At 62.4% G+C, this 25,805-nt stretch carries 20 protein-coding genes and 1 pseudogene; 12 read left to right on the top strand and 9 right to left on the bottom strand.

What is annotated here, in order from left to right:
- Positions 1-42 precede the first annotated feature (42 nt).
- The 5 genes from phnD to PVV54_RS14030 all read left to right on the top strand — a co-directional run bounded on the left by phnD (position 43) and on the right by PVV54_RS14030 (position 4,664).
- On the top strand, positions 43-903 hold the full coding sequence (gene phnD / locus PVV54_RS14050) for a phosphonate ABC transporter substrate-binding protein (RefSeq protein ID WP_274905830.1): 861 nt from the start codon (positions 43-45) through the stop codon (positions 901-903).
- Complete coding sequence (phnC, locus tag PVV54_RS14045; RefSeq protein ID WP_274905829.1) at positions 900-1,694, top strand: phosphonate ABC transporter ATP-binding protein; 795 nt, start codon at positions 900-902, stop codon at positions 1,692-1,694. Before phnD ends, phnC begins: the two co-directional genes overlap by 4 nt.
- Before the next feature lie 3 nt (positions 1,695-1,697).
- Positions 1,698-2,516, top strand: a complete 819-nt coding sequence (phnE, locus tag PVV54_RS14040) for a phosphonate ABC transporter, permease protein PhnE (RefSeq protein ID WP_274905828.1) — start codon at positions 1,698-1,700, stop codon at positions 2,514-2,516.
- 27 nt (positions 2,517-2,543) lie between these two features.
- Complete coding sequence (psrA, locus tag PVV54_RS14035) at positions 2,544-3,641, top strand: iron-containing alcohol dehydrogenase PsrA (RefSeq protein WP_274905827.1); 1,098 nt, start codon at positions 2,544-2,546, stop codon at positions 3,639-3,641.
- 117 nt (positions 3,642-3,758) lie between these two features.
- Positions 3,759-4,664, top strand: coding sequence for a LysR family transcriptional regulator (locus tag PVV54_RS14030; RefSeq protein WP_274905826.1), 906 nt, complete (start codon positions 3,759-3,761; stop codon positions 4,662-4,664).
- 93 nt (positions 4,665-4,757) lie between these two features.
- Here PVV54_RS14030 and PVV54_RS14025 read toward each other — a convergent pair whose 3' ends face one another.
- A complete protein-coding gene (locus PVV54_RS14025; RefSeq protein WP_274905825.1) occupies positions 4,758-5,174 on the bottom strand; it encodes a RidA family protein in 417 nt (138 codons plus the stop codon).
- Complete coding sequence (locus tag PVV54_RS14020) at positions 5,174-6,493, bottom strand: flavin-containing monooxygenase (protein WP_274905824.1); 1,320 nt, start codon at positions 6,491-6,493, stop codon at positions 5,174-5,176. Before PVV54_RS14020 ends, PVV54_RS14025 begins: the two co-directional genes overlap by 1 nt.
- Positions 6,494-6,686: 193 nt before the next feature.
- Between PVV54_RS14020 and PVV54_RS14015 the strand changes: the two genes are divergently transcribed.
- On the top strand, positions 6,687-7,364 hold the full coding sequence (locus tag PVV54_RS14015; RefSeq protein WP_274905823.1) for a DUF1028 domain-containing protein: 678 nt from the start codon (positions 6,687-6,689) through the stop codon (positions 7,362-7,364).
- On the top strand, positions 7,357-8,517 hold the full coding sequence (gene argE / locus PVV54_RS14010) for an acetylornithine deacetylase (RefSeq protein ID WP_274905822.1): 1,161 nt from the start codon (positions 7,357-7,359) through the stop codon (positions 8,515-8,517). The genes PVV54_RS14015 and argE overlap by 8 nt, the downstream gene beginning before the upstream one ends.
- Before the next feature lie 48 nt (positions 8,518-8,565).
- On the opposite strand, the gene PVV54_RS14005 is transcribed toward argE, so the two are convergent.
- The 5 genes from PVV54_RS14005 to treS form a co-directional block, all read right to left on the bottom strand.
- On the bottom strand, positions 8,566-10,068 hold the full coding sequence (locus PVV54_RS14005) for an amino acid permease (protein ID WP_274905821.1): 1,503 nt from the start codon (positions 10,066-10,068) through the stop codon (positions 8,566-8,568).
- Positions 10,069-10,174: 106 nt separating this feature from the next.
- Positions 10,175-11,440, bottom strand: a complete 1,266-nt coding sequence (locus PVV54_RS14000) for a carbohydrate porin (RefSeq protein ID WP_274905820.1) — start codon at positions 11,438-11,440, stop codon at positions 10,175-10,177.
- A 127-nt stretch (positions 11,441-11,567) separates the two neighbouring features.
- The gene (locus PVV54_RS13995; RefSeq protein ID WP_274905819.1) at positions 11,568-13,985 is read right to left on the bottom strand and encodes a glucose/quinate/shikimate family membrane-bound PQQ-dependent dehydrogenase; all 2,418 of its coding nucleotides are present in this window, start codon (positions 13,983-13,985) and stop codon (positions 11,568-11,570) included.
- A 249-nt stretch (positions 13,986-14,234) separates the two neighbouring features.
- The gene (locus tag PVV54_RS13990) at positions 14,235-17,219 is read right to left on the bottom strand and encodes an autotransporter family protein (RefSeq protein ID WP_274905818.1); all 2,985 of its coding nucleotides are present in this window, start codon (positions 17,217-17,219) and stop codon (positions 14,235-14,237) included.
- A gap of 75 nt (positions 17,220-17,294) precedes the next feature.
- On the bottom strand, positions 17,295-19,361 hold the full coding sequence (gene treS, locus PVV54_RS13985) for a maltose alpha-D-glucosyltransferase (protein ID WP_274905817.1): 2,067 nt from the start codon (positions 19,359-19,361) through the stop codon (positions 17,295-17,297).
- A 371-nt stretch (positions 19,362-19,732) separates the two neighbouring features.
- Here treS and tssI point away from each other — a divergent pair, with 371 nt between their 5' ends.
- From tssI to PVV54_RS13960, 5 genes and pseudogenes are all read left to right on the top strand, one after another.
- Entirely contained in the window at positions 19,733-21,571 is a 1,839-nt protein-coding gene (gene tssI, locus PVV54_RS13980) for a type VI secretion system tip protein TssI/VgrG (protein WP_274905816.1), read from the top strand.
- 22 nt (positions 21,572-21,593) lie between these two features.
- Positions 21,594-22,184 carry a DcrB-related protein gene (locus tag PVV54_RS13975; RefSeq protein WP_274905815.1) on the top strand — a complete coding sequence of 197 codons (591 nt, stop codon included), beginning with the start codon at positions 21,594-21,596 and terminating at the stop codon, positions 22,182-22,184.
- A pseudogene (locus tag PVV54_RS13970) lies at positions 22,181-23,402 on the top strand (PAAR domain-containing protein). The gene PVV54_RS13975 and the pseudogene PVV54_RS13970 overlap by 4 nt, the downstream one beginning before the upstream one ends.
- Before the next feature lie 2 nt (positions 23,403-23,404).
- The gene (locus tag PVV54_RS13965) at positions 23,405-23,872 is read left to right on the top strand and encodes a YrhA family protein (RefSeq protein ID WP_274905814.1); all 468 of its coding nucleotides are present in this window, start codon (positions 23,405-23,407) and stop codon (positions 23,870-23,872) included.
- Between the two features lie 242 nt (positions 23,873-24,114).
- The gene (locus tag PVV54_RS13960) at positions 24,115-24,537 is read left to right on the top strand and encodes a hypothetical protein (RefSeq protein ID WP_274905813.1); all 423 of its coding nucleotides are present in this window, start codon (positions 24,115-24,117) and stop codon (positions 24,535-24,537) included.
- Positions 24,538-24,759: 222 nt separating this feature from the next.
- Here PVV54_RS13960 and PVV54_RS13955 read toward each other — a convergent pair whose 3' ends face one another.
- Together PVV54_RS13955 and PVV54_RS13950 are read right to left on the bottom strand one after the other, a co-directional pair.
- The gene (locus tag PVV54_RS13955; protein ID WP_274905812.1) at positions 24,760-25,218 is read right to left on the bottom strand and encodes a hypothetical protein; all 459 of its coding nucleotides are present in this window, start codon (positions 25,216-25,218) and stop codon (positions 24,760-24,762) included.
- Between the two features lie 68 nt (positions 25,219-25,286).
- A complete protein-coding gene (locus PVV54_RS13950) occupies positions 25,287-25,748 on the bottom strand; it encodes a hypothetical protein (protein WP_274905811.1) in 462 nt (153 codons plus the stop codon).
- Positions 25,749-25,805 lie beyond the last annotated feature (57 nt).

The raw sequence follows: 25,805 nt of genomic DNA, 5'->3' as shown, positions 1-25,805 counted from the left end.
GCCTAGGGTAGGACGCATCCCCAACCACATGCCGGAAATGCCATGAACCTGATAAGAAAACTGATGCTTGCCGCCAGCGTGGCGCTGCTGGCCAGCCACAGCGCGCAGGCTGCTGACGCAGTGCGTATCGGCCTGATCCCGTCGGAGGATTCCCAGGCCATGATCGAGGGCAGCAAGCAGGTACTCGACCAGTTGCAGCAGCACTTGGGCATGCCGGTGGAGCCTTTTGTGGCCACGGACTACAACGGGGTGATCGAGGCCTTGCGCGCCGGCAAGCTGGACGTGGCCTACCTCGGGCCGTTTTCCTACGTGCTGGCCAGCCAGGTGGCGGGTGCCGAGGCGTTTGCCGTGGCCGAAACCCAAAAGACCGGCAAAAGCGCCTACCGCAGTGTGATCGTGGTGCGCAGCGACAGCCCAATCCAGTCGCTGGCTGACTTCAAGGGCCATACCTTTGCCTTCGTGGACCCCAGTTCGGCGTCGGGGCACCTGTTCCCCAAGGCAGGGGTGGAAAAGGCCGGGTATCAGCCCGAGCAGCTGTTCAAACGGGTGATTTTCTCTGGTTCGCACGATGCCAGCATCCTTGCCGTGGCCAACGGCAAGGTCGACGGCGCCGCGGTGGCTGACCGCATCCTGGCATCGGCCATCGCTGCGGGCGAGGTGGGCAAGGACGACCTGCGCGTGGTCTGGAGTTCGGCCGAAATTCCGGAGTCGCCCATGGCTTTTCGCAAGAACCTGGACCCGGCGTTGAAGCACAAGCTCGCCGCCGCCATGGCCCAGGTAAAGAACGTGGCCTGGACCGACCAGGGCATGCTCAATGGCTTTCAGCCCACCAATGACGCGGCCTACGATGTGGTGCGCGAAACTGCCCAGGTGCTCGATCTGGACCTGGGAGGCATGAAATGATTCGCGTACGCCAACTCACCAAACACTTTGCTGACAACCCGGTGCTGCGTGGCATCGACCTGTCGATCGCACCCGGCGAGTTCGTGGTGGTGCTGGGCCAGTCCGGTGCTGGCAAGTCAACCTTGTTGCGCTGCATGAACCGCCTGGCCCACGCCGACAGCGGCGATCTGCAGGTGGCGGGTATCGACGCCATGCTGGCACGTGACGAGCGGGCATTGCGGCGCCGGGTGGCGATGATCTTCCAGCACCACAATGTGGTGCCACGCCTGTCGGTGCTCAAGAACGTGCTCACCGGCCGGCTGGGCGCCATGCCGACGCTGGCATCGGTCCTGCAACTGTTCCAGCGCAGCGACGTGGAACTCGCCCTGCAGTGCCTGCGCCGGGTGGAGCTGTCGCACAAGGCCGATGCGCGCACCGATGCGTTGTCGGGCGGGCAGATGCAGCGGGTTGGCATTGCCCGTGCCCTGGCTCAACAACCCCAGGTGATATTGGCGGACGAGCCGGTGGCCAGCCTTGACCCGAAAACCGCCCGCTTGGTGATGCAGTATTTGCGTGACGCCAGCCGCGAGCTGGGCATCACGGTGGTGTGCAACCTGCACCAGGTGGATTTTGCCCGTGAGTTTGGCGACCGTATTGTCGGCCTGGCCCATGGTCGGCTGGTCTACGACGGTGATGCCGCCGGGTTGGATGACGCCGCGTTGCAGCGCATCTACCCGCAGCTCGATGCCCCGGCGCCCGGGGGCGCCCCGTCGCCGCTGCCAATGAGCGCCGCCAATCGGATGGGAGCCTGAACCATGCGCAATCAAGATTACCGCTGGATGGTGAACACCCCGCAAAGCCTGCGTGGTTGGGCGGTGGGGGCCGTGACGCTGTTGGCAATTATCGTGGTGCTGCACTGGAGCGCTACAGGCGCGCAACTGAGCCTGGGCGAGCTGGCCGGTGGCTTGCCGCAGATTGGCGACTTCGTCAGCCGCTCGCTGCCACCCGACCTGAGCATCCTGCCCAAACTGCTGGCGCCCGCGCTCGAAACCGTTCAGATCGCGATCTGGGGCACCTTGCTGGGCATTGTCTTCGCCATTCCGCTGGCGCTGCTGGCCGCCCGCAACCTGCACGGCAACCGCTGGGTCTATCAAGGCACTCGTCAGGTGCTTAACGTCACACGCAGCATCAATGAGCTGATCCTGGCGTTGGTGTTCGTGTCGGCGGTCGGCCTTGGGCCATTCCCTGGCGTGCTGGCGCTGGCGGTGCATGGCGTGGGCATGCTGGGCAAATTCTTCGCCGAGAGCATCGAGGAAATCGACCAGGGCCCAATCGAAGCCCTGCGCGCGACCGGTGCGCGCCCGCTGCAAGTCATTGTGTTCGGTGTGGTGCCACAGGTGATTACCGCGTGGATTGCCGTGATCCTCTACCGTTTCGAAGTGAACCTGCGCTCGGCCACCGTGCTGGGCATGGTAGGCGCGGGCGGGCTGGGCTTTGAACTGGTCAGCAGCCTGAAGCTGTTCAAGTACCCCGAAACCGCCACGTGCATCATTGTCATCACCCTCATGGTGGTGGCGGCCGACCTGGTCTCGAGCCGTTTGCGCAAGGCCATTCAGGACAATGGCCGGCACTGAGCCGGCGGCCCCTTCCAAGGACTAATCATGCCTACACACTTTCATAACCCGGTGGCCGTCCACGCTGGCTCCGGTAGCTTCGACCGCCTGGCAGAACTTACCACTGGCCAGCGCGTGGCGCTGGTCACCTTCCCCGAGGCACGCGCCCTGGGGCTGGTCGAGCGGGTTCAGGCCATGCTCGGCGAGCGCCTGGTCGGCATCATCGAGGATGTGCAGCCCAACCCGGATGTCGCCTGGCTGGCAGCAGTTCACGAACGGTTCTGGGCCGCGCCAGGCGGTTGCGACACGGTGCTGGCGTTGGGTGGCGGCAGTGCCATCGATACGGCCAAGGCGCTGGTGGTCGGTACTGCCAGTGGCCGCTTCGATGAACTGCTGGCCCTGCTTGCCAGCGGCAAACCATTCACCCCGGCCCGCCGCAAGCGCCTGATCGCCGTGCCCACAACCGCCGGCACGGGCAGTGAAGTCACGCCGTGGGCGACCCTGTGGGATGCGGCTAACCAGCGCAAATACTCGCTGCACCTGGACTGCACCTGGCCGTCGCTGGCGTTGGTCGACCCGCACTTGATGCTCAGTGCACCCGCCGGGGTGACACTGGCCAGCGGCCTGGATGCGCTGTCCCATGCCCTTGAAGCGATCTGGAACCACAACGCCAACCCCATCTCGGACACCTTTGCCGAGTCAGCCATTGCCGAGATTCTCGATTGCCTGCCAATGCTGTACAGCGACCTCGGCAACCTGTCGCTACGTGAGCGCATGGCCTTGGCGGCGCTAAAGGCCGGGCTGGCGTTTTCCAACACGCGCACGGCGCTGGCACACTCGATTTCTTACCCGATGACGTTGCGCCACGGCGTGCCCCATGGCATTGCCTGCTCGTTCAGCCTGCCGTTTGTGCTGGGCCTGGCCTGGGGCAAGGATGCCGGGCGTGATCGGGTGCTGCGGCGAGTGTTCGGTGACGACTTGCAGGCGGCTCAGGCGCGTTTGCAGGCTTTCTTGCAGGGGTTGGGGGTACGCACGGAGTTTGCCGACTATGGCATAGGGCAGGCCGATGCTGCTTTGCTGGTCAACGAGGCGCTGGCAGGTGCCCGTGGGGTCAATTTTATCGGCGCTAACGCTGGCAGCAGGTAATTTATCCTCAAGCCATAGGCAAATCCTTCATCACCCATTCGCCCGCACCTCCTGGCGCCAAGGTAAAGTGGCAGGACAATTTCCACGGCGCCGCAGGCCGGCGCCACAGAGGTGCCCGTGGCTGCCTACACCTTGCGTCAACTCAAGTATTTCGTCACCACTGTGGAGGCTGGCAGTGTTGCCGAAGCCTCGCGGCAGCTGTACATCGCCCAGCCGTCGATCTCCACCGCCATCAAAAGCCTGGAAGAAAGCTTTGGCGTGCAGCTGTTCATCCGTCACCACGCCCAAGGCGTGTCGCTGACCCCCAGCGGCAAGCGCTTCTATGCCAAGACCAAGTCGCTGCTGCAGATGGCCCACGAGTTCGAGCAGAACGCCCTGGCCGACAACGACACCGTGGCGGGGCAGATCGACATCGGTTGCTTCGAGACCGTGGCGCCGTTGTATTTGCCCCGCCTGATCGCCGGTTTTCGCTTGCGCTACCCGGGCGTGGACATCCGCCTGCGCGATGGCGAGCAGCAGGACCTGATTCAGGGGCTGACGGCGGGTACGTTTGACCTGGCGTTTCTCTACGACCACGACCTGGACGGCACCATCGAGGCCGAACCTTTGATGCCGCCGCAAAAGCCGTACGTGCTGTTGCCGGAGAAGCACCGGTTTGCTGGCCAGGCGCAAGTGTCGCTGCGCGACCTGTGCCCCGAGCCGATGATCCTGCTGGATGTAGCGCCCAGCCGCACCTACTTCGTCAGCCTGTTCAACGAACTGGGCCTGACGCCGAACATCGTGTTCAGCTCGCCGTCGATCGAGATGGTGCGCGGGATGGTGGGGCAGGGGTTCGGGTTTTCGCTGCTGGTGACCCGGCCGCATTCGGAATGCACCTACGACGGGCAGAAGCTGGTGACCGTGGACATTGCCGAACCGGTGGCCTTGTCGGGGCTGGCGGCGGCGTGGTTGAAACGGGTGCAGTTGACCAAGCCGGCGCAGTTGTTCGTGGAGTTTTGCCGAGAGGAACTGGCGAGGATGTAAAAAGCTTCGCGGCTAAAGCCGCTCCTACAGGTACTGCGCAGGCCTGTAGGAGCGGCTTCAGTCGCGATGGGGCGCAAAGCGCCCCCGATGGCATCACTCTAGATCCGGCACCACCGCAATCACGTCAATCTCCATCAACCACTCAGCCTGGGCCAACCCCGCCACCACCAGCCCGGTGGAAATCGGGAACACGCCCTTGAGCCATTTGCCCACTTCCTTGTACACCGGCTCACGGAAGCGTGGGTCGGTGATGTAGGTGGTGGTCTTGACGATGTGCGACAGGTCCGAGCCGGCTTCTTCCAGCAGTTGCTTGACGTTCTTCATGGCCTGCTCGGCCTGCGCGCGCGGGTCGCCCAGGCCCACCAGGCGGCCTTCGAAGTCGGTGCCAACCTGGCCACGTACGTAAATCGTGTTACCGGCCCGCACTGCCTGGCACAGGTCGTTGTCCAGGGTCTGGTTGGGGTAGGTTACCTTGGTGTTGAACATGCGGATGCGAGTATGGGTAGGCATCAGTGGGCTCCGAGGGTGCTGACGTTGCTGATCGGGGAAGGTTGCTGCTCATCCGCTTCGCGCTGCTCGCGGTCGCGGTAAGCCAGGTAGGTGCGTTGGGTGGCGATGTGGCCGGCCACGTGCTTGGCGTCGTGCCACACGCCCCAGATGAACGACGAGCCTCGGCGCGACAGCCACGGCAGGCCGAGGAAGTACACACCCGGCTCGCGGGCCACGCCGCGCTGGTGCTGGGGCTTGCCGTTGGCGTCGAAGGTGTCGACCTGCAGCCAGCTGAAATCCACGCCATAACCGGTGGCCCAGATGATGCTGGTGACGCCGGCCTGGGCCAGGTCCAGCTGCTGCAGCGGCTGGGTGATGCAGGCCGGGTCTGGCAGGCGTTTGCGGGCTTCGGGCTCTTCTGGCAGGTCGAGGCCGTTGCGCTCGACGTAGGCGTCGGCGGCGTCGAGCAGCGCCAGGTAGTTTTCATCGCCACGCTGGATGTTTTCGGCCAGGTTGTCCTGGAAGCGGGCCACGCCGTTTACGAACGACTGGGTCAGGCCGACCAGGGTCATGCCTTGGTGGGCGAGGGCGCGGAAGTCCACGGTGTGGCCGCCACGGGCGCCACTCACGGCAATGGTCACGTGTTCACGGCCGGGCTTGGCGATTTCCGCGTCCCATTCGCCCAGCACGCCCAGCCACCAGCAGAAGTCGCGGTTGCGGTAGGCCCGTGGCGGGCGGTCGTGGGCGCCGACCGACAGGTACACCTGGCGCCCGGCGCGCATCAGTTCTTCAGCGATCTGCACGCCGGAAGACCCGGCACCCACCACCAGCACAGCACCTTCGGGCAATTGCTCGGGGTTGAAGTAGGCGGCGGAGTGGATCTGGTGCAGGCCGGCATCCTTGGGCGCAATGGCCGGGATGACCGGGCGCTGGAACGGGCCGGTGGCGGCGACCACGCGGTTGGCGCGAATCACGCCTTCATTGGTTTCGATGGTGAAACCCGGGCGGTCTGCGTTGCGTACCACCTTTTTCACTTCGATGCCGGTGCGCACTGGCAGGTTGTATTTACGTACGTACTGTTCGAAGTAATCCGCAACCTGGTCCTTGCCGGCAAAGGCGTCGGCGTCGAGGTTGAATTCCAGGCCCGGGAAGCGGTCGTGCCAGACCGGGCCGTTGGCCACCAGCGAGTCCCAGCGGCCGGTGCGCCAGGCCTCGGCGATGCGCTTGCGCTCCAGCACCAGATGCGGTACGCCGAGCTTGCTCAAGTGTTCGCTCATGGCCACGCCGGCCTGGCCGGCGCCGACCACGAGGGTGTCGATTTCGATGTTGTTCAGTGTCATGTCCGAGCCCTTGTTCAGGCGGTTTTTGTCAGGTCGGTTTGGAGGACCGCCGTTGCCTGGAGCCAGACTAGGGATGCCGGGGGCATCGCGAAATTAGTATTTAGCTGCTCAACCCACAGGAAAATGTTGGTTTCGTGGTGCATAAGGTTGCGCACAGAATGCCCGGCATCGGACACCACAACAGGAGCTTCACATGACGTTTTCCATCATCGGCCGCTGCCAGGAAACCGGCCAGGTCGGCATCGCCATCAGCTCGTCGAGCATCGCCGTGGGTGCACGCTGCCCCTGGGTACGCGCAGGCGTTGGCGCGGTGTCCACGCAGAACATCACCTTGCCGGCCCTTGGCCCGCAGGTTCTCGACGCGCTGGAGCACGGCCAACTGCCCCCCGCCGCGGCGCTGGACCGGGTGCTCAGTGCCAACGGCTGGAGCGAATACCGCCAGGTCACGGTGATCGACAATCAGGGCCAGGTAGCCGTGTTCACCGGCAAAGAGGCGCTGGGTGTACACAACGCGGTGGCGGGCGAACAGTGCGCGGCGGCCGGTAACCTGCTGTCGTCGATCGAGGTGATCGAGGCCATGGTCCAAGCGTTCGAGCAGGCCGGCGGGCACCTGGCTGACCGCCTGCTGGCGGCCATGCACGCGGCGATGGCCGCTGGTGGCGAAGCAGGCCCGGTGCACTCGGCCGCGCTGAAAATTGCCGGCGAACTCACCTGGCCGCTGGTAGACCTGCGCGTGGACTGGGCCAACGAAGACCCGATCGGCGTGCTCGATGGCCTGTGGCAAGCCTACCGCCCACAGATGCAGGATTACGTCACCCGCGCCCTGAACCCGACAGCAGCGCCGAGCTATGGGGTGCCTGGGGATGAGTGAGCACAGCAGCCGCGCGTTGCTGGCGCGGTTGATCGGCTTTGCCACGGTCAGCCGCGATTCCAACCTGCAACTGATCGGTTTTATCCGCGATTACCTGGCCGACCTTGGCGTGGAATGCGAGCTGTTCCATAACCCGGAAGGCACCAAGGCCAACCTCTTTGCCACCATTGGCCCCAAGGATGTGGGCGGCGTGGTGCTGTCCGGGCACACCGACGTGGTGCCGGTGGACGGCCAAGCCTGGACGGTCGAGCCGTTTGCGTTGAGTGAGCGCGATGGCCGGCTGTATGGCCGTGGCACGGCCGACATGAAAGGGTTCATTGCCTCGGTACTGGCTACGGTGCCGGCGTTTCTCGCCCAGCCGTTGCGCATGCCTGTGCACCTGGCATTTTCCTTTGATGAGGAAGTCGGTTGCCTGGGCGTGCGGTCGATGCTGGCCGCCCTTGAGCACCGGCCGAACAAACCGCGCCTGTGCCTGATCGGCGAGCCGACCGAACTCAAGCCCGTGCTCGGCCACAAAGGCAAGCTGGCCATGCGCTGCCAGGTGCATGGCGCCGCCTGCCACTCCGCGTATGCGCCGTATGGGGTCAATGCCATCGAGTATGCCGCCCGGCTGATTGGCAAGCTGGGCGAGATTGGCGATCAACTGGCACGGCCCGAGCAACACGACGACCGTTTCGACCCGCCGTTCTCCACCGTGCAAACCGGGGTGATCAAAGGCGGCCGGGCGCTGAACATCGTGCCGGAAGAATGCGCCTTTGACTTTGAGGTGCGTGCGTTGCCGGGGTTCGAGGCCCGGACCGTGGCCGACCAGCTGCAGACCTACGCCGAAGCCGAGTTGCTGCCACGCATGCGCAAGGTCAACGCGGCCAGTGCGATTCGCCTGGAGCCCTTGAGTGCCTACCCCGGTTTGGCCACCCCGGCCGACAGCGAAGCCGCGCGGCTGGTTGCGATGCTGAGCGGGTCGGAAGATTTCGGCACAGTGGCGTTCGGCACCGAGGGCGGGTTGTTCGAGCAAGCCGGCATCCCGACTGTGGTGTGTGGCCCAGGCAGCATGGACCAGGGCCACAAGCCGGACGAGTTTGTCAGTGTCGAGCAGTTGCAGGGGTGCGATGCGATGCTGCTGCGGCTGGCGGACTACCTGCGGCAAGGGTGAGCAGTGCGGGCCTTTTCGCGTGCTTGCACGGCGAAAAGGCCCTCAGCCTCAAATCTCGATCCCGCCACTGACCAATCCATAGACCGCTACCACGGCCCCGAGCACCACCACCCCGAACACCGCCCGCTCAAAACCGGTGAACACCTGTTGGCCACGCTCCCGGCGAGCCATGATGAACAGCACCGTCCCCGGCCCGTAGATCACCGCCGACAACAGCAAATATTTCAGCCCGCCAGCCCATACCATCAACACCGCGTAAGCCGTGGCCAGCAGGGCGACGAGCAAATCCTTGCCACGCTCGGCTGCTGCGTTTTGATAGGTTTCCCGGGTAACCGCCAGCTTCAGCGCATAGGCTGCCACCAGCAGGTACGGGATCAGCGTCAATGAACTGGTCAGTTCCAATGCCAGGGTAAAGGCATACTCGGTGAACCACGTCAGCAGCAGGAACAGCTGCACGAACAAGGTGGTCAGCCACAACGCGGCAGACGGCACCTGATGCGGGTTTTCGTGGGTAAGGAAGGCCGGCATGGCCTGGTCATGGGCTGCCGAATACAAGACTTCGGCCGCCAGGAGCGTCCACGACAGGTACGCGCCCAGCACCGAAATGATCAAACCGATGCTGATGAAGATTGCCCCCCAGCGGCCCACGATGGCCTCCAGCACGCCCGCCATCGACGGTTGGCGCAGGCCCGCCAGCTCCGGGCGCAGCATCACCCCGTAGCTGAGCAGGGTGATCAGCACCAGCAGGCACAGCACGCCGACGAAACCCAGCACCGTGGCAATGCCCACATCGCGGCGGTTGCGGGCATAGCGCGAGTAGACGCTGGCCCCTTCGATGCCCAAAAACACGAACACGGTCACCAGCATGGTGCTGCGCACCTGCTCGAACAGCAACTCGTCCGGCGGCACCATCTCGGCGGCGGCATGGCCGACGCGGCCATAGTCGTCCAGGTGCGCAAGGTCCGCTGCCGGCCCTGCGGCAGCGGTGCCCCAGAAGTTGAGCGAGAACAGGTCGCTGTCAAAGGCCGCGATGATCACCACGATGAACACCAGGATCGGGATCATCTTCGCCACGGTGGCGATGGTGTTGATCACGGCTGCTTGCTGCACCCCGCGCATCACCAGGAAGTGGAAAGCCCACAGCAATACCGACGACGCGGCAATGGCGGCCACGGTATTGCCGTCGCCAAACACCGGGAAGAACGCACCGAGGGTGGATTTGATAAGGATGAAATACGACACGTTGCCGATGCAGGTGCCGGCCCAGAAGCCAAAGGCCGAAGCGAAGCCCAGGTAACTGCCAAAGCCTGCGCTGGCGTAGGCGTAGATGCCGGAATCCAGGTCGGGGCGGCGGCGGGCGAGTGTCTGGAAAACGAAGGCCAGCATGAGCATGCCCGCACCTGCGATGCACCAGGCGATGATCGCGCCCAGGCCACCGGTGGCGCGGCCGAAGGTGGCGGGGAGGGAGAAGATGCCGGCGCCAACCATCGAGCCGACAACCAGGGCGGTAAGCGCCCAGACGTTGAGTTTGCCTTCCGTTGCGGTGGTCATGGGGCGTGCTCTCCACAGGACAAGTGGAAGAGTAAAGACCGCCGGGCGAGGGGGTGCCAGTAGAAACCCGGATTTCAGGGCCGGCAAAAACGCCGGCCCTGAACCATCAGAAGCTGGCCTTGACCTGCAGACCAACCACCAATGCGTTGTCGATGTCCTGCCCCGAGAACGCACCCGGCTCGATGATGTATTGCACATCCGGGCGCAGGTTCAGCCACGGCGTGGCCTGGTAGCCGTAGCTCAGCTCGATCAGTTGCTCGGCACTGTCGATGTTCGGGAACTGCTCGCCGGCATTGAAGGCGGCATCTTCCAGCACATCGCGGCTGCGGGGGTTAGGCACGGCGCGGCCATAGCCCAGGGCCAGGGTGTCGCGCGGGCGGCCTTCGAACGGCTTGTACAGCACCACGCCAGTGCCGTACCACTTGGTGAACGGCGAAGCGGCCTTGCTCGATGCCGAGTACTGGCCAAAGGCATGCAGGCTGCGCCCCGGCATGCCCGGGTCGTTCCACACCGCCTGGTCGAGGACCAGGTAATGGCCGCCACGGCCGGACACTTCGTCATCGCTGCCGATGCGTTTAACGTCGGAGCTGTCGTAGTAGTAGCCCAGCTTGTACTCGCCCGGCAATTCACCCTGCAGCTTGTACACCAGCTCCACAGGCACCACGGTACCGGTGGTGTGCTTGGGGCCAAGGTGCCAGGCGCGGCTGGAGTTGCCGTTGCTTTCGGGGTCGACGTTGAACGCGGCCACACGCAGCTGCCAGGACGGTGTGAAGTCGTACTTCACGCGCATGCCCAGGTGGGCGTTGGGGTAGTTGGTCCAGCCGCTGCCGCCGGACATGTTCAGCGGGTGGCCGCAGAAGCCGGCGTTCATGAAGTTGCACAGGATGCCGGTGTCCAGCACGCCGATGTCGTTGCCCATGGCCATGTAGCCAAGCTTGACGTTGAGCGCCGGGGTGAACTGGCGCTCGTAGCTCAGCTCGGTCAGGCGGGTGTACAGGCCGCCGTAGTTTTCCTGGATCGGCAGGCGGTTGCCCACCAGGTCTTCGGAGGCGCTGTTGCCGCGGCGGTCGTTGATGGTCAGTTGCACCTTGCCGCCGTTGTCCAGGCCGTAGAGTTTCGACAGGTCGAACTGCACGCCCAGCTTCAGGTTTTGCGAATAGCGTGCCGAGCGGTGCAGGCCGCCGTGCGCGTTGTAGGCGGTTTCGCCGCTGTAGTCGCCAGTGAACTTGATGCCGTCGTCTTCCAGTTGATGGCGCAGGCCGCCCCAGTCGCCGGTCATGGTGCTGCGGTTCATCAGGTCGCCCTCGGCCAGGGCGGTGGTGCTGGCCAGGGCCAACAGCAGGGTGGGGGTGATGCGAATTGCGGATGGCATTGCTGTATCTCGGTTTGTTTTCTGGGCCCATTCGCGGGTAAACCCGCTCCCACCAGGACTGCACCGATTGCATGGGCAGTGAAGAACCTGTGGGAGCGGGTTTACCCGCGAAGAGTGCGACGCGGTCTTACGGCAGAGCGTAAGAAATCACATAGTCACCACGGTCCGTCGACTGACGCGCGCCGCCGGCGGTAACCACCACGTACTGCTTGCCGGTTTTCGGCGAAACGTAAGTCATCGGGCCACCCTGGCTGCCGACTGGCAGGCGAGCTTTCCATACTTCGTTGCCGTTGCTGCTGTCAAAGGCGCGCAGGTAGAAGTCCTGGGTGCCGGCGATGAAGATCAGGCCGCCCTGGGTCGACAGGGTGCCGCCGAGGGTTGGCAGGCCGATCTTGATCGGCAGGTGCATGCGGATGCCCAGGGGGCCGGTGTCTTCAACCGTACCGACCGGTACCTGCCATGCCACCTGGCGGGTTTTCATGTCGATGGCGGTCAGGGTGCCGAACGGCGGTGCCTGGCACGGGATGCCGGCCACCGACAGGAAGCGGTTTTTGTTGACCGCGTACGGCGTGCCCTTGAGCGGTACGGCGCCCATGCCAGTGTTCAGCGCTTCGCCACCGGAGGCGGCCGAGCCCTTGTTCTGCGACGGGATCATCTGGATCCACAGGCCCAGGCGCATGTCATTGACGAAGATGAAACCGTGCACCGGGTCGGTGGAAATGCTGCCCCAGTTCATGCCACCCAGCGAGCCGGGGAAGCTCAGCGACATGTCGGTGCCCGGTGCGGTGTACAGGCCGTCGTAGCGCATTTTCTTGAAGTCGATGCGGCACAGCAGCTGGTCATACGGGGTGGCGCCCCACATGTCCGATTCAGTCAGGGTTTGCGCGCCGATCTGCGGCATGCCAACGGATTTCGGCTGGGTTGGCGAGTACGGCTCGTTGGGGATGTTGCCCGGCTTGACGGCCACTTCTTCGACCTTGGTCAGCGGCTTGCCGGTGGCGCGGTCGAGCACGTAGATCTGCCCGGCCTTGGTGCCGATCACCACCGCAGGTACCGACTGGCCGTCGTCCTTGGTGAAGTCGATCAGGCTCGGCTGCATCGGCAGGTCGAAGTCCCACAGGTCGTTGTGAACGGTCTGGTACACCCACTTCTCGTTACCGGTGGTGGCGTCCAGGGCCAGCACCGAAGCGCCGTAGGTGTGGTCCAGCTTGCTGCGCTCTACACCATAGATGTCGGTGGACGACGAGCCCATTGGCAGGAACACGGTGTTCATCGCCGGGTCGTAGGACATTGGTGCCCAGCTGTTCGGGGTGCTGCGCACGTAGGTGCTGCCTTCGGCAGGCGCGTTGCGGTCTTGCGGGTTGCCCGGGTCGAATGCCCAGCGCATGGCACCGGTGAACACGTCGAAACCACGGATCACGCCGCCTGGCATGTCGGTCTGGACGTTGTCGGCAATACGGCCGCCGACTACCACGGTGGTACCGGCCATCAGCGGCGCGGACGACAGTTGGTAGTACGAGTCTGGCACGTTGCCCAGGCCCGCCATCAGATTGACCTGGCCGTTGTTGCCGAAGCCCTGGCAGAACTCGCCGGTGTCGGCGTCAACGGCAATCAGGCGGCCGTCGATGGTGTTGGTCAGCAGGCGACGCTGGCAGTTGGCACCGGCCGGTACGCTGCCGGCGGTGACGGGCGAGCTGTTCGGCAAGGTCGGCTGGGCGAGCGGCGCGGTAGCGTCGAAATAGGCCATGCCACGGCAACGCTGCCAGACTTTCGACTGGGCGTTGATTGCATTTTTCCACAGCTCTTTGCCGGTGTCGGCGTCCAGCGCGATCAGGTTGTTGTGCGGGGTGCAGATGAACACCTTGTTGCCAACCTGCAGCGGGGTGAGCTGGTCTTCGGCGCCGTTGCCATCGCTGATGGCCACGTCACCGGTGTGGTAGGTCCAGGCCACTTTCAGCTTGTTGACGTTGTCGCGGTTGATCTGGTCCAGCGCCGCGAAGCGGCTGCCGCCTTCGGTGTTGCCGTAGTGGGCCCAGTCTTTTTGTTCCTTGCCAGCTTCCACCGGCGTCATGCCCGGGCCTTTGCCGGTAGGTGCAACGCTTGGGTGAGCCACGAACATGTTGCCTACGGCAATTACCAGCACCACGGCCATGACGCCCGCCAGGCCATACGCACCGCGGCCTGCCGTGCCGCCATTGGCACGGGCCAGCAGCGGGTATACCAGCGCCACGACCATGCCGATGGCACCGAACATGAACAGGCGCGAGAACAGTGGCCAGAACACCAGGCCGCTATCGACCAACGCCCACAGGGCGGTGCCGACGAAGAAGGCTGCGTACACCCAGGCACCGGCTTTTTTGCGCCGGGCAATGAGTACGCCGGCGATGGCCATGGCCAGGCCGCCGATCAGGAAGTACCAGGAACCGCCCAGGCCAGCGAGCTTGATGCCGCCAGCAGCCAGGAGGAGGCCGAGCAGGGCGATGATCACGCCCAAGCCGACCAGGATGAATTTTGTGGCGCCAGAGGCGCGCGGTGTTTCGTTCATGCCAGGGATCTCAGCAGGTGGAATGGCGCGGAGTTTAAGCCCTTAGCAAGCTAATTAACAAGTTAGTACAAAATTTAATGAGGCTGATTGTCGCAGGGATGAACTTGCCAAGGTGTGGCTAAAAGTCTAGATCGAGTTGGCAAAGTTGCTGGAAAATCCCGGTTACTGCGACTTATAAAAAGTTTTTAGACTTTTGTATTAGTCAGTGCCGCACGGGGTGTCAGACACGTGCGGCACGGGACATACCGGTTAGAACGTCAACTGCCACTGGCCTACGATCGCCTGGTTGCGGCTGTTGTTGCCCAGCTCACCGCTGTAGCCAAGGCCTACCGTTTGACGTGCACTCACGCCCAGGTCCAGGCCGGCCTCCAGCACCAGGCTGTCGCGGTCGATGGCGCTGCCTTCGACGCTGAACGCATCGCCCCCGGCCAGGAAGGCCTGGCGGGTACGGGTGTCGATGCTGCCGTAGGTGTGGCGCCAGCCCAGGGTGGCGCGGGGTGTCAGGCTCATGCCGTTGGCCAGCTGGCCCAGGTGTGCAATGCGCACGCCCAAGGTGCTGCTGACGTTGTCCTGGGTATCGGCATCCACGGCCAGTGCGGCGTTGCCGCCGTTTTCGCGATAGCTGTCGCGGTGGTAGCGCTGATACCCAAGGTTGGCGAAGGGTTCGGCGCTGAGGCGGCCGCTGCCCATGGCGTAGCCCAGCTCGACGAATGCCTGTTGGCTGTCGGCGTCATAGTCGGCTTTCAGGCGCTCGTTCAGGCCACTGAAGGTGACATCACGCTTGCTGTCGCCGTCGTGGCTGCTGTAGGCCGCACCCATCCGAACGGCCAGCGGGCCGCTTTGGTGCTGAGCGTAGATGCCCGCGTGCCAGCTGCGTACGGTGCTTTCCAGCCCGGTGCTGTCCAGGCGAGTGCGCGAGTAGCCCCCGAGCACACCCACACGCCAATCGCCCGCCAACGCCCAGTCGATGCCCAGCACACCACCACCGGTGCGCTGCTCCAGGGTGCTGGCACCCTGGCTGCCGTCCACTTTGCCGTAGCTGCTCAGCGCCTGCGCCCAGACCCGCCCTTGGGCATTCGGGTCATTCAGGTTGCGGGCTTCGCGTGGCACGCCGGTGGCGGCCAGTGCGGGGGTGTCATCGTCGCTCATGCCCACCAGCAGGCCGGCGTTACTGCCCATGGCCTGCATGGCCCCCAGCATGCTGCTGCCCACTTGAGCCGTGCCGGCCAGTGTAGCGGCCGCAAGGTTGGCGGTGTTGGCCCCGGCCAGTTGCTCGATGGCGTTGCCTGCGTTGGCAGCGCTGCTGCCAAGCACCGCGTTGTACAGCGTGGTGCTGTGGTCGAGGCTGTCGAGGCTGTGGGCGACGGCTGCACCGTTGCCACTGCGGGCATAGTCGGCGAACGCCACGTCGTTACGGGTGTAGGCCAGGCCCACCGAGGTGCTGGTGTAGCTCAGGCTCGGGGTTAGGAACGCGTAATCACTGGTGACACCGGCAAAGGTGCCGTTAATGGCGCTGGCGTTCAGCACGGTGTACTGGCTCTGCCAGGGGTACTGGCCGGGGGTGGGTTGAACGCGCAGCGTGGCGCCACTCAAGTTGGCGGTGCCGCTGACACTGATCGGCGCACTGGTGCCGTCTGCGTTCACGCCATAGGCCAGCGTCGATCCCTGGCCGAAAGTCAGGTCGCCGTTCACCTTCGCCACGCCGAGCGCACTGTTGGTCAGCAAGGTACCGTCAATTTTCAGGCCACCGACCGAGCCGCCTCCGGCGTAGGTCGCACCCTGCACAACCTGCATCTGCCCCAGTATGCTGCCCTGGTTTACCAAGGTGGCACCCGCGTTGACCACGCCACCCTCGCTGAAGTCGTCGATACTGCTCAATGTCCAGGTGCCGCCGCTGACCTGCAACGTTTCAAAACCGCTGCTGTTGCCAAAACTGCCGGTACCGTCGAGCGTTACGCTGTCGTAGCCGTCCCCGCCGTCCACCAAACCCTCGAACACACCGCCGGTTTGTACCACCAGCGTGTCATTGCCGGCGCCCATGCTCAGGGCCAGGCCGTTGCCGCCGCGGATGCTGCCGCTGTTGATCACGGTGTCGTCGAAGTTGCCGATCAGCTTGATGCCAAAACCGTTCTCCCCGACGATAAGGCCGGCGTTGTTGATGGCCGTAGCCGCCACGCCAGCGCCTTCAGCGCCGTCGTCCACCAAAATGCCATTGTCGACGCTGCGGATCACCCCGCTGGCGGTATTGGTGATGGTACCGCCCCCCATGGCAATGCCTTCGCTGCCATTGGCCCGGCCGCCGCTGTCCACGCCTTTGGCACCCAGGCCCTGAATGGTGCCGGCGTTGTAGATGTGGCCGACCAGGTCGATGTCCACGCCGTCGCCGTCGCCATTGACCTTGCTGTCGGCAATTGCACCGGTAATGGTGCCGAAGTTGTACACCGTGCCACTGCCATCAGAGCCAAAACCCGAACCATTGCGCCCGGTGACGCTGGCGCCTTCATAGTTGTAGAGGGTGGCATCCGTCTTCAGGTCGACACCATGGCGGTCGGCGCTGATGGTGCCGTAGTTGTACACGGTCACACCGGTGGACTCGTCGATTTTTATGCCGTCGTACTTCTGGTCCAGGCCGTCTTCGTCCTGCGGCGCCGTGTCGGTGTAGATCAGGCCGTAGTTGGTGACGGTGGCGTTGGAGCCGGTCTTGATCGCATCATTGCCCACGGCATGGATCACCCCGCTGGCCTGGTTGACCAGGGTGGTGGTGAAACCCGGGCTGTTCAGCGCCTCCAGGTCGATGGCCTGGCCTTCTACCGTCGATTCGATGGTGCCGGCATTGACGATGCTCAGGCTGCCGCCCGCCGTGGGGTTGGTTTGCAGCCGCAGGCCGTCGTTGGTGCCCTGAATCAGCGCCCCGGCCTGGTTGGTGATCACATAGTGGCTCAGGTCTTCGCCGTCATCCTTGCTGTCGATGCCGCGCCCGTCGGTCGAGCGGATGATGCCGGCGTTGTCCACGCTCACGGTGGCTGCGCTGGTGTGCTTGGGCAGGATCACGCCATCGTCGTCACTGGCCACGATGCTGCCGTTGGCGGTGACCTTCAGGGTGTCGGTTTTCTTCAGCTCCAGCGTGTCGGTGCTGGCGCTGTCGATCAGGTAATCCTTGGCGAACGCGGTGGGGGCAAAAGCGGCACAGGCCAGGGCGATGCACAGGGCCAGGCGGTTGGGCGTGAAGGGCATTGGGCGACCATGGTGAATATTCAGGGGCGCCCAATATGGCCATTCGATATTACGTTTTTATGGCTCTTCAGCGCCTTACACATGCCCGCTGCTGTTGACGATCCGCAGGCACAGCGCTTCGTATGGGTCCAGGTTGATCAGCAGGCGGCCCTCTTCGGTCAGGTCGCCTTCCACCCGCTCGTTGATCATGTCCACCACCGGCCCCGGCGTGAAGCCAGTCAGCTGCAGCTCTTCTGCGATCACGTCCTGGCCAAAATTCAGTGCAGTCACCTGGGTGCCACGCCCGGCTGGCAGCTCGTGCACCATCACCAGCAAACCGGGGCTGCTCACCTCCGGCACCAGCACCTGGCGGCTGGTAGCGATGCCGTAGGCCTGGCGCACGGCGAGCAGTTTTTTCACCTGGCTGGCAAACGAGTCGGGGTTTTCCAGTTGCTGCTCCAGGCTGCCGTACAGCGAACGCGCGCGGGGCATGCCGCGCAGCGATTGCGCCTCATGCGGTGCAAGCCCGGCAAGGTCATAGCCGCCCCGGTGAATCCAGCGGGTGTCGCCGTCCAGCATCCGTTCGGCCACCGCTTCGGCAGGCAGTGGCAGGGCACCCACCAGGTCCCAGCCCGACAGCGCCACCACACCGGGCTGCATGGCGTTGTACATCACCAGCAGCAAGTGCAGTTTTTGTATGTGCTCGATCTGCGCCGGCCCGATCTGCTCAAGGTCGCGGATACCGAGCGCCGCGGTGATCAGGCTCGCCGTGGTGCAGGAAATCCCGTTGGTGACGAAGCGCAGGTTGTAGGGTGCATGTTCGCCCGACAACCGCTCGTAAACCTCTTCGCGGATGTGCTCACGCAAGATGCTGCCCGGCAGCGTCTGGCCCTTGTACAGGAACATGTCGTGGGCGTGCAGCGTCCAGAAGTGCACCAGCTCCACCGTCAGCTCATCGTGGTTTTGCAGGGCGTGAATCAACGACGCCGGGTCGATGCCGAAGGCGTGCATCTCTTTGAGCATCAACCGCAGGAACTCGGTATCGCCGGTCAGCAGCGCATGCTGGCAGGCGGGGCGGGTGATGAAGTCGTAGGACAGGTCGGCGCCGCCTCTGGACATCTGTGCGATGTCGTCCAGCGTCAGGTTCAGCTCCTGAAAGCTGAACCCGCCGGCCTTGCGGATCATGCCGCCAATCAGCTGGTTGCCGACAATCGACAGCGGGTGGCTCTCGGACCAGGCGGTACCGCTGGCGCGCGTCTCCACACCGAGAAAACCGTTGGCATCCAGGCGCAGGCCGCGCGCGCCCAGGCAGTCCAGCGCGTGCAGGGCATCGCCGATGATCATCTGCTGGGCGGCAAAGCTTGGGTCAAGCCAGTTCAGCGAAGGCTGGCCCTCCTTGAAGTAATGCAGGTACACCCAGCGCCGAGTCTTGCCGTCGACCCCGGTGATGGGCGCCGTCACGCTCCAGTCGGTTTCCTTCACCCCCGGTTCGAAAAAGATCACCCGCTGCAACTGGCCGACAATGTAGTGGCGCAGCTTGAGTTCGTCGCACAGCGCCGGCGCCAGGTTCACCGCATCGCGGCCGTCGGGCACATCCGGCAGCAGCGGCCAGTCGTCCTCGCGGATTTCGACCATGTGGTAAAGGCCGGGGTAGGGGCCGTGGGCCAGTTCCGCCAGGCGAAAGTCCGCACCTTTGCCGGTGTGCGAGGGGATCAGGTCATCGATGGTCACGGCATTGTGCGCCGCGGCCATGCGGCTCATCTGCACCAGTTGCTGTTCGTTGCCGTAGAGCGGGTCGATGTCGAAGCTGATGCGGTCGAAATTGCCGTCCACGCTGGGGGTGAAGTCACGCCCCTGCACGCCACCGGACTGCTTGATGGGGCCGGTGTGAATGCCCTGCACGCCAAGGCTCGACAAGTGCTTCCAGAGTGTTTCGTGGCCCAGCGCTTCAAGCACCGTGCTGCCTTCGGGGGCGATGATTGCGTCGGGGTAGACGGTGAGCCAAACCGACGCGATCTCGGTGGCACGGCGTGGCTGGGCTTCGGCATACGGGTTCTGCCACAGGCGTGACTGGCCGGAGTACAGCGTGGCCCGGGCCTGGGAAGCCTTGAGCATGGCGTGGTCTTCGAGCCATTTGACATATGACGGGTCTGGGCGGGTCATGTCGCGTCCTCGCTGCGGGTCGATTGGCTCCAGTTAAGACGACACCGCTGCCGGAACGTTCGTTTGCCCATCTTTTTGTAACAACCCAATTCACACACTTCCCTGTAGGAGCGGATTCATCCGCGATCAAGGGCAAGGCCCTTGCCCTAGCTCATTCATTCCCAAACCCGCGCCCTTGACGCCCTGCCTTCAAATCCACACTCAACCCCTCTAGCACGCGATTTTCAGCCAAAGTAAGACGTCGCGAAACCACCTGTAGGACGTCTCCTACAACCTCGCATTCCCCTAAACACCCCGTTCATTGTCAGCCCATTTTCATTCTCCTAACCTGCGCCCAATTCGAGCACGAGCGTGCCAACAAGGAGCGCACAATGATCATGGACCTGGTCGAACAGCTGACGGCGCAGCACCGTCGGCTGTTCAAATTCAACCACTCAGACCTGGCTGAAACCCAACTGCTACTGGACAGCTTCAAAGGCACCGACAGCCTGTCGCAGCCTTTCGAGTACCAGTTGCAACTGCTCTGCAACACCCCGCAAATCCCCCTCAAGTCGATGCTCGGCCAGCAAGCCAGCCTCGAGATCGAACTGGCCGACGCAGTGCCGCGTTTCATCAACGGCTACCTCACGGCCTTCGCCAGCCTCGGCAGCGACGGTGCCGTGGACCGCTACAGCGCCACCTTCAGCCCGTGGCTGACGCTGCTCCGCCACCGTGTCGACACGCGCATCTTTCAGAACTGCACCGTGGAAGAGGTGGTACGCGAGGTCTTCGCCAGTTACCCCGGCTACGCGCAGTACGAGTTCCGCCTGTACCGCGAGCAAAAGCGCCACAGCTACCTCACCCAATACCGCGAAACCGACTTCAACTTTGTCCAGCGCCTGCTGGAGCAGGCCGGGCTGTTCTACCTCTTCGAGCACAGTGCCACAGCCCACACCCTGGTCATCAGCGACTACCCGCCATTTTTCGACCCGCTGCCCGAACAGCCGAACATCCGTTTCCACAGCAATGCCATCACTGAAACCGCCGATGCCATCACCCGCTGGAGCGCCAGCCGCCAGGTGCAGGCCGGCAGTATGGCCATCCAGACCTTCGACTACCGCCAGCCCGGCAACCGCATGCCGGTGGCCATGCGCAGCGTGATCGAGCAAGGGGACGTGCAGCGCCTGGAAGTGTACGACCCCGGCCAGTACACCCATGGCACCAACGATGAAGGCGAGGACGTACTGCGCACCCGCATCGAGGCGCTGGAACTGCGCGCCAAGGTGTTCGAAGGCGCCAGCAACTGCCGCGCCATGCGCCCTGGCTACAGCTTCGAGCTGCAGCAGCACCCGGGCCACGACCAGGCCCCGCTGGAAGACCGCGAGTTTCTGTTGATGAGCGTGCACAGCGAGGGCCACAACAACCACCTCAGCGGCCAGCACGCCAGCTACGCCAACACCTTCACCTGCGTGCGCAAGAAAATCCCCTTCCGCCCCCAGGCGACCACCCCACGGCCCACCATCAATGGCCCGCAGACGGCCATCGTGGTCGGCCCACCCGGCGAAGAAATCTTCACCGACGAACTGGGGCGGGTGAAGGTGCAGTTCCACTGGGACCGCCTGGGGGGCTTCAACGAAGGTAGCTCCTGCTGGGTGCGCGTGGCCCAAACCGGCGCCAGTGGCGGCTTTGGCAGCATCCAGCTGCCCCGGGTGGATGACGAAGTGGTGGTGCTGTTTCTGGACGGCAACCCCGACCGCCCGCTGATCATCGGCAGCGTCTACAACAGCCGCAACACGCCGCCCTGGTCACTCCCGGCAAACAAGACCCAAAGCGGCGTGCTCACCCGCTCGATCAAGGGCACGGGCCGTACGGCCAACTTCCTGCGCTTTGAAGACAAGGCCGGTGCCGAACAGGTCAGCCTGCATGCCGAACGCAACATGGACACCGAAGTCGAGGCCGACGACCTGCTGACCGTCGGCGGCAACCGCACCATCAAAGTCGCCGGCCGCCATGCGCAAACCATCCGCCTGGAAACCAGCATCGCCGTGGAAGAAGGCTCGTACTTCGTCACCGTGGATCAAGGCCACCTCAACTTGAAGGCCGCGCAAACCCTCACGCTGGAAGTGGGCAAGAGCAAGTTGGTGATGAACCAGGACGGGACCATCACGTTGAGCGGTGTGGTGGTGGATGTGGATGGCAGCACGATCATCAACTTGAACAAATCGAATTGAAAGCAGGGCAGGGAGAAGTCTGATGTACCAAGGAAGTATCTATGACCGTATTTCCCAACGGCGCGAGGCGCAGGAGAAGTTGGAGCGTGAGCGGCTTGAGGAAGAAGCCAGAAAGCCGCCACCGCCGGAGCGGTATTTGACGAATGAGTTGAGCTTTGTGCGGCCGGAGGGGTTGAGGGATAAGACGTTTCATGTGTTTACGCTCACTGAACACACGCCAAGCCCCTTTTCTTTGGTGCTGGGCCGAACCCTGGCCGGGCAGGACGCATCGCTCGAACACCTTGCAAAAAAGTTGCTCGGTGAAATGGAAAAGACGCTCCCTCATTTGCAATGGCAAGAGCCACTTGCGCCCATCGAAGTGGGAGGCATTGAAGCTCGCCGAGCAGCGTTTCGTTGGCGGCAGCAAGGCCAGTTGGTTCATCAGATACAGGTAATGTTCTTGCACCGTGACGAACACGGTCAACGCCTGTTCATGCAGTTAACGGCCACAAGTAACAGCGTTAAAGGCATGACGGAAGTTGAGCGCGTCGCATTTGATGAAGTTTTGAACAGCCTGCAGCTGCGCAGCCCACCTGATAGCACAACGGAAACAGGCAAGGTTACCCCGGCATGAGCAGCGCAGCTCGAGTGGGCGACCCGATAGAACACTCAAGTGCCTTGGGCGGTTTGTTGGCTGGCTTGGCAATCGGCGCGGGCGCTGTTTTGGTGGGTATCGCGGTTATTGGCACAGGTGGTGTCGGGGCTGTGGCGCTGGTCGCAATGGTCGGGGCGGGTGCTGCAACGGGCGCCGGTATTGGTCAACTTATCGGCAGCTTGTCATTTGCCGATCGGCAAACAGGGCAGATCAGGTCCGGGTCCGGGAACGTACACATCAATGGACGGCCAGCTGCCAGGGCCCACATCGACTATGCCGAGTGCAGCGATCACTCCGGTACATCAAAGCCATTGGCCCAAGGCAGCCGGGCCGTTCACATCAATGGTCAGCCTGCAGCCAGGGTGGGCGATCGCACGGTTTGCGATGCCAGGATCGCGCAGGGGTCGCCGAATGTCTGCATCGGTGGGGAGGCTGAAACAACCGATGAAATCAGCCCTGAAGTACCTGGCTCGCTCGAAGGTGCAGTGCTGGCGGTTGGGCTCGCCAGCGCAATTGCCCTGGTTGGGCCAGCAATGGCCCTTTGGGGGCTGTTTGGCGGTGCGCTGGGTGGTGGGGCGGGTTATCAGCTGGGAGGTCAGCGGTATGGCGAGGGTTCGGATGGGCAGAAGCTCTTGGCGTTTGGTGGGAGTTTGGTTGTTGGGGGGCTGACGGCTCGTTATCGGGTGCAGGCGAATGGTGGGTTAGGGACGAATTTTGGTAATACCAAGGTAGGTGTAAGGCAGCCAAGTGGATACGTGGGTAAGTTGAGAGGTGAGTTGCGTGAACTGCCGGGCGTTGGGACGGAGCGGTTCCAATACAAGAAAAGGTCACGTGCGGAGGTGGGGTTGTTAAGGAGAGTGTTCAACAATAAAGAAAAGTCAAAATTTTTGAAATTCCTATCCAGTACCCCGGAAGGGGTAGCTAGTCTAAAGCGCGCAGGTCTAAGTGATGCTGACATTGCAGTTGTGCAAAAAGGCAGGTTGCCGAATACTGATTGGCAAGTGCATCACAATAAGCCCTTGGATGATGGTGGGTTAAATGACTTTGGTAATTTAGTCCTTATCAGGCAAGAGCCGTATCATAAAGTGCATTACGAATGCGCAACGAACGTTAGTCGGGCATTTGAAGGTGGGTGAAAAAATTATGGTTGATTGGCCGATGATAAATACGAAAATTTATCCGGAAATTGGAATGTAACTATGAACGACGAGATCGTGTCGAGATTAATGAGTTTGCGCGGTAGGTTGAGTGCAACAGAAATGTATTTGGGGGTGCCAGCTTCGCCGTTTGAGATTCTATCATTGACTGAATCCGTGCGCAGCGAGTTGTCGGAAGAGCTTCCAGGTGAGTATTTGGATTTTTTACGTACCTTTGATGGGGTGTCTGCGTGCGGTGCGTTTATCTACTCTAGTCGTACAGTGAAGAGGGCGGGTGGTGGTTCAAGTTATGGTTTTTTAGAGGAAAATCAGCTGAGTCGCGACGTAGACTTCATGAAGGACTTTTTGGTATTTGGGGATAGTGATCAGGATGAGTATGTTTTGGATTTGGTTGAGGGTAAGTATCAAGTAAGGGATAAACAGGCTTTTTTTAATGTCTATGAGCAGTTTGATACCTTTGATGAACTGCTTGGCTTTATAGTTGAGCATATTGAATCGCAGTCTTGGTGAGTGCAGTTTCGATATTTCAATGGGGGGGGTAAATCAATCTTAAATACAAAGGCATGCAAACTCTAGCAAGACGCTCATCTCGCTATGCAGGTTGTCGGGGGCGATTAATTTTATCGAAGCACAATCCAGATAGAAAATTTGCCCCCCGGCGATGACAAAATTGAGTATTTAAAGAAAAAGATTTTTAGCCCTGGGTGCTCGCTCAGTTTGGGTCATTATGCAGGCTTATGTGGAGATGGAGAATGTTCTATTACGTAGAATCAGAAGTGGCGGGGGCCTTGGGCAAAGGTACGCTCATTGATACCTCGTGCCACCCGCCAATCGTAAACATTCTCGAGTATGAGTTTTACGGTTGGCTAGGCGACGCATTGCTGGAGTCCTTTCCCTGCTTCGTAATAACGGACGAACTGGCCGCAACGTTGCTTAGCTGTAACTTCACAGGTTTCGAAGTGGGTACGGTCACTATTACAGCTTCAGAGCAATTTAAGCAGTTCTATCCAGCGCATGCACTTCCCGCTTTTGTCCGGCTGAACGTCCACGGTATCGCCGGCCACTCAGACTTCGGTACGGCAGCCGATGGCCGCCTAGTCGTGTCGGCACGCGCACTGAAAGTTCTTGAACAATTCGCCCTGAATCACGCCGAGATTGACCCTTTCCCTAACTGAAATCACGCCCCCCTCATCCCCGCCGAATCGGCACCCGCACTGCCGCGCAAGCTCTCCAGCAAATCCAGCACCACCGACAGCATGCGGGTTCTGCCACAGGCGGAACTGGCCGGGTCATGTCGCGTCGTCGCTACGGGTGGCAGTGGCTCGACTTGTGACAGCAGTGCCGTTGGAACATTCGGCCGGCGTGCCACCACGTGCCCGACAACACGAAAGACCGCCTCAGTTGATTTGTTCGACCAGGTACTCGCATTCCTGGCCTTGACCTATTGTGAGGAGTGACGGCTTTGCAAGGTCCGCGGCCGTTTGCAGCGCACGCTTGATAGGGTTGCCATGTTGGTCCCGCCAGAGACATCGCAACGAGCGTGCTCGCCACGCCAGTGGTTGAAGCTTGAAGAAGCCGGTGTGCGCTCTGTCGGGGTAAGCCGTCAGTACGTTGTTCGGGCTGATATCAATCGTCTCATGGCGTTGGTGCAGCCGTCGTAGCAAGAAGTTTAGCCGACCGGGCGTGCTGGAATGGTAAAGAAAGATCAGCTCCAGCGCGTCCGTGTCGGGGCTGGCACGCAGGCGGTTTTGTGCATCAAGGGACACTGGAATTTTTTGGTGTTCGACGGATTGATAGATTTTCCCGATGAAGGAATAGTTCTCGATCCAGTCTCTTACGGTTTCAGACGTTGTCATGAGATGTCCTTGCGGTGCGAGCATGAATGGGGGCGTTTGGTTGTGCAGGTGCCGGCCATATGTGTCGGTCAACGGCGGTCAATGACGAATTCACAGGGGGTTGCCCCAATCTTCATCAAGTGGAATTCCGACCTTTTGTGATGGGCGCCGAGCACAAGCTTTTCCGTACCGATGCGCCTGCCATCCGCGGCATAAAGGTGGCCACGCAGCGAGGTTGGCGTGGCAACAAGCACTTCAAATTGGAACGGGGACAGGTGATCGGTCTCGAGCCAAAGGACATTGCTTGAGTTGATACCGCCGTGGAAGTTGAACCCGGCAGTGAGAATGTTGAATCGCAGACGCTTGCCTTGCTTGCCAGCGTGTCTGAACACGATTGGCACGCCGTCACTGCCAACGTAGTGGGCAAGGATCCGCCCCGTGTCGTGGGTGGATAGGCGGATGTTCCGCACAGGCAGCTTCTTCTCCGCCAGGACAATGTGAAAGTTGCCGATGAAGGTCCCTTCAGCCCAATAGGGCAGTTCATTCGCCATGGTCAATGCCTCGGTTAACGGTGTGGTGGTGCACCGCAAAGACATTACGCGGCCGGC

The sequence above is a fragment of the Pseudomonas sp. PSKL.D1 genome (assembly GCF_028898945.1).
Classification (GTDB): domain Bacteria; phylum Pseudomonadota; class Gammaproteobacteria; order Pseudomonadales; family Pseudomonadaceae; genus Aquipseudomonas.
The sequence above is the reverse complement of the archived record's forward strand: the minus strand, read 5'-3'. Positions and strand labels throughout refer to the sequence as shown.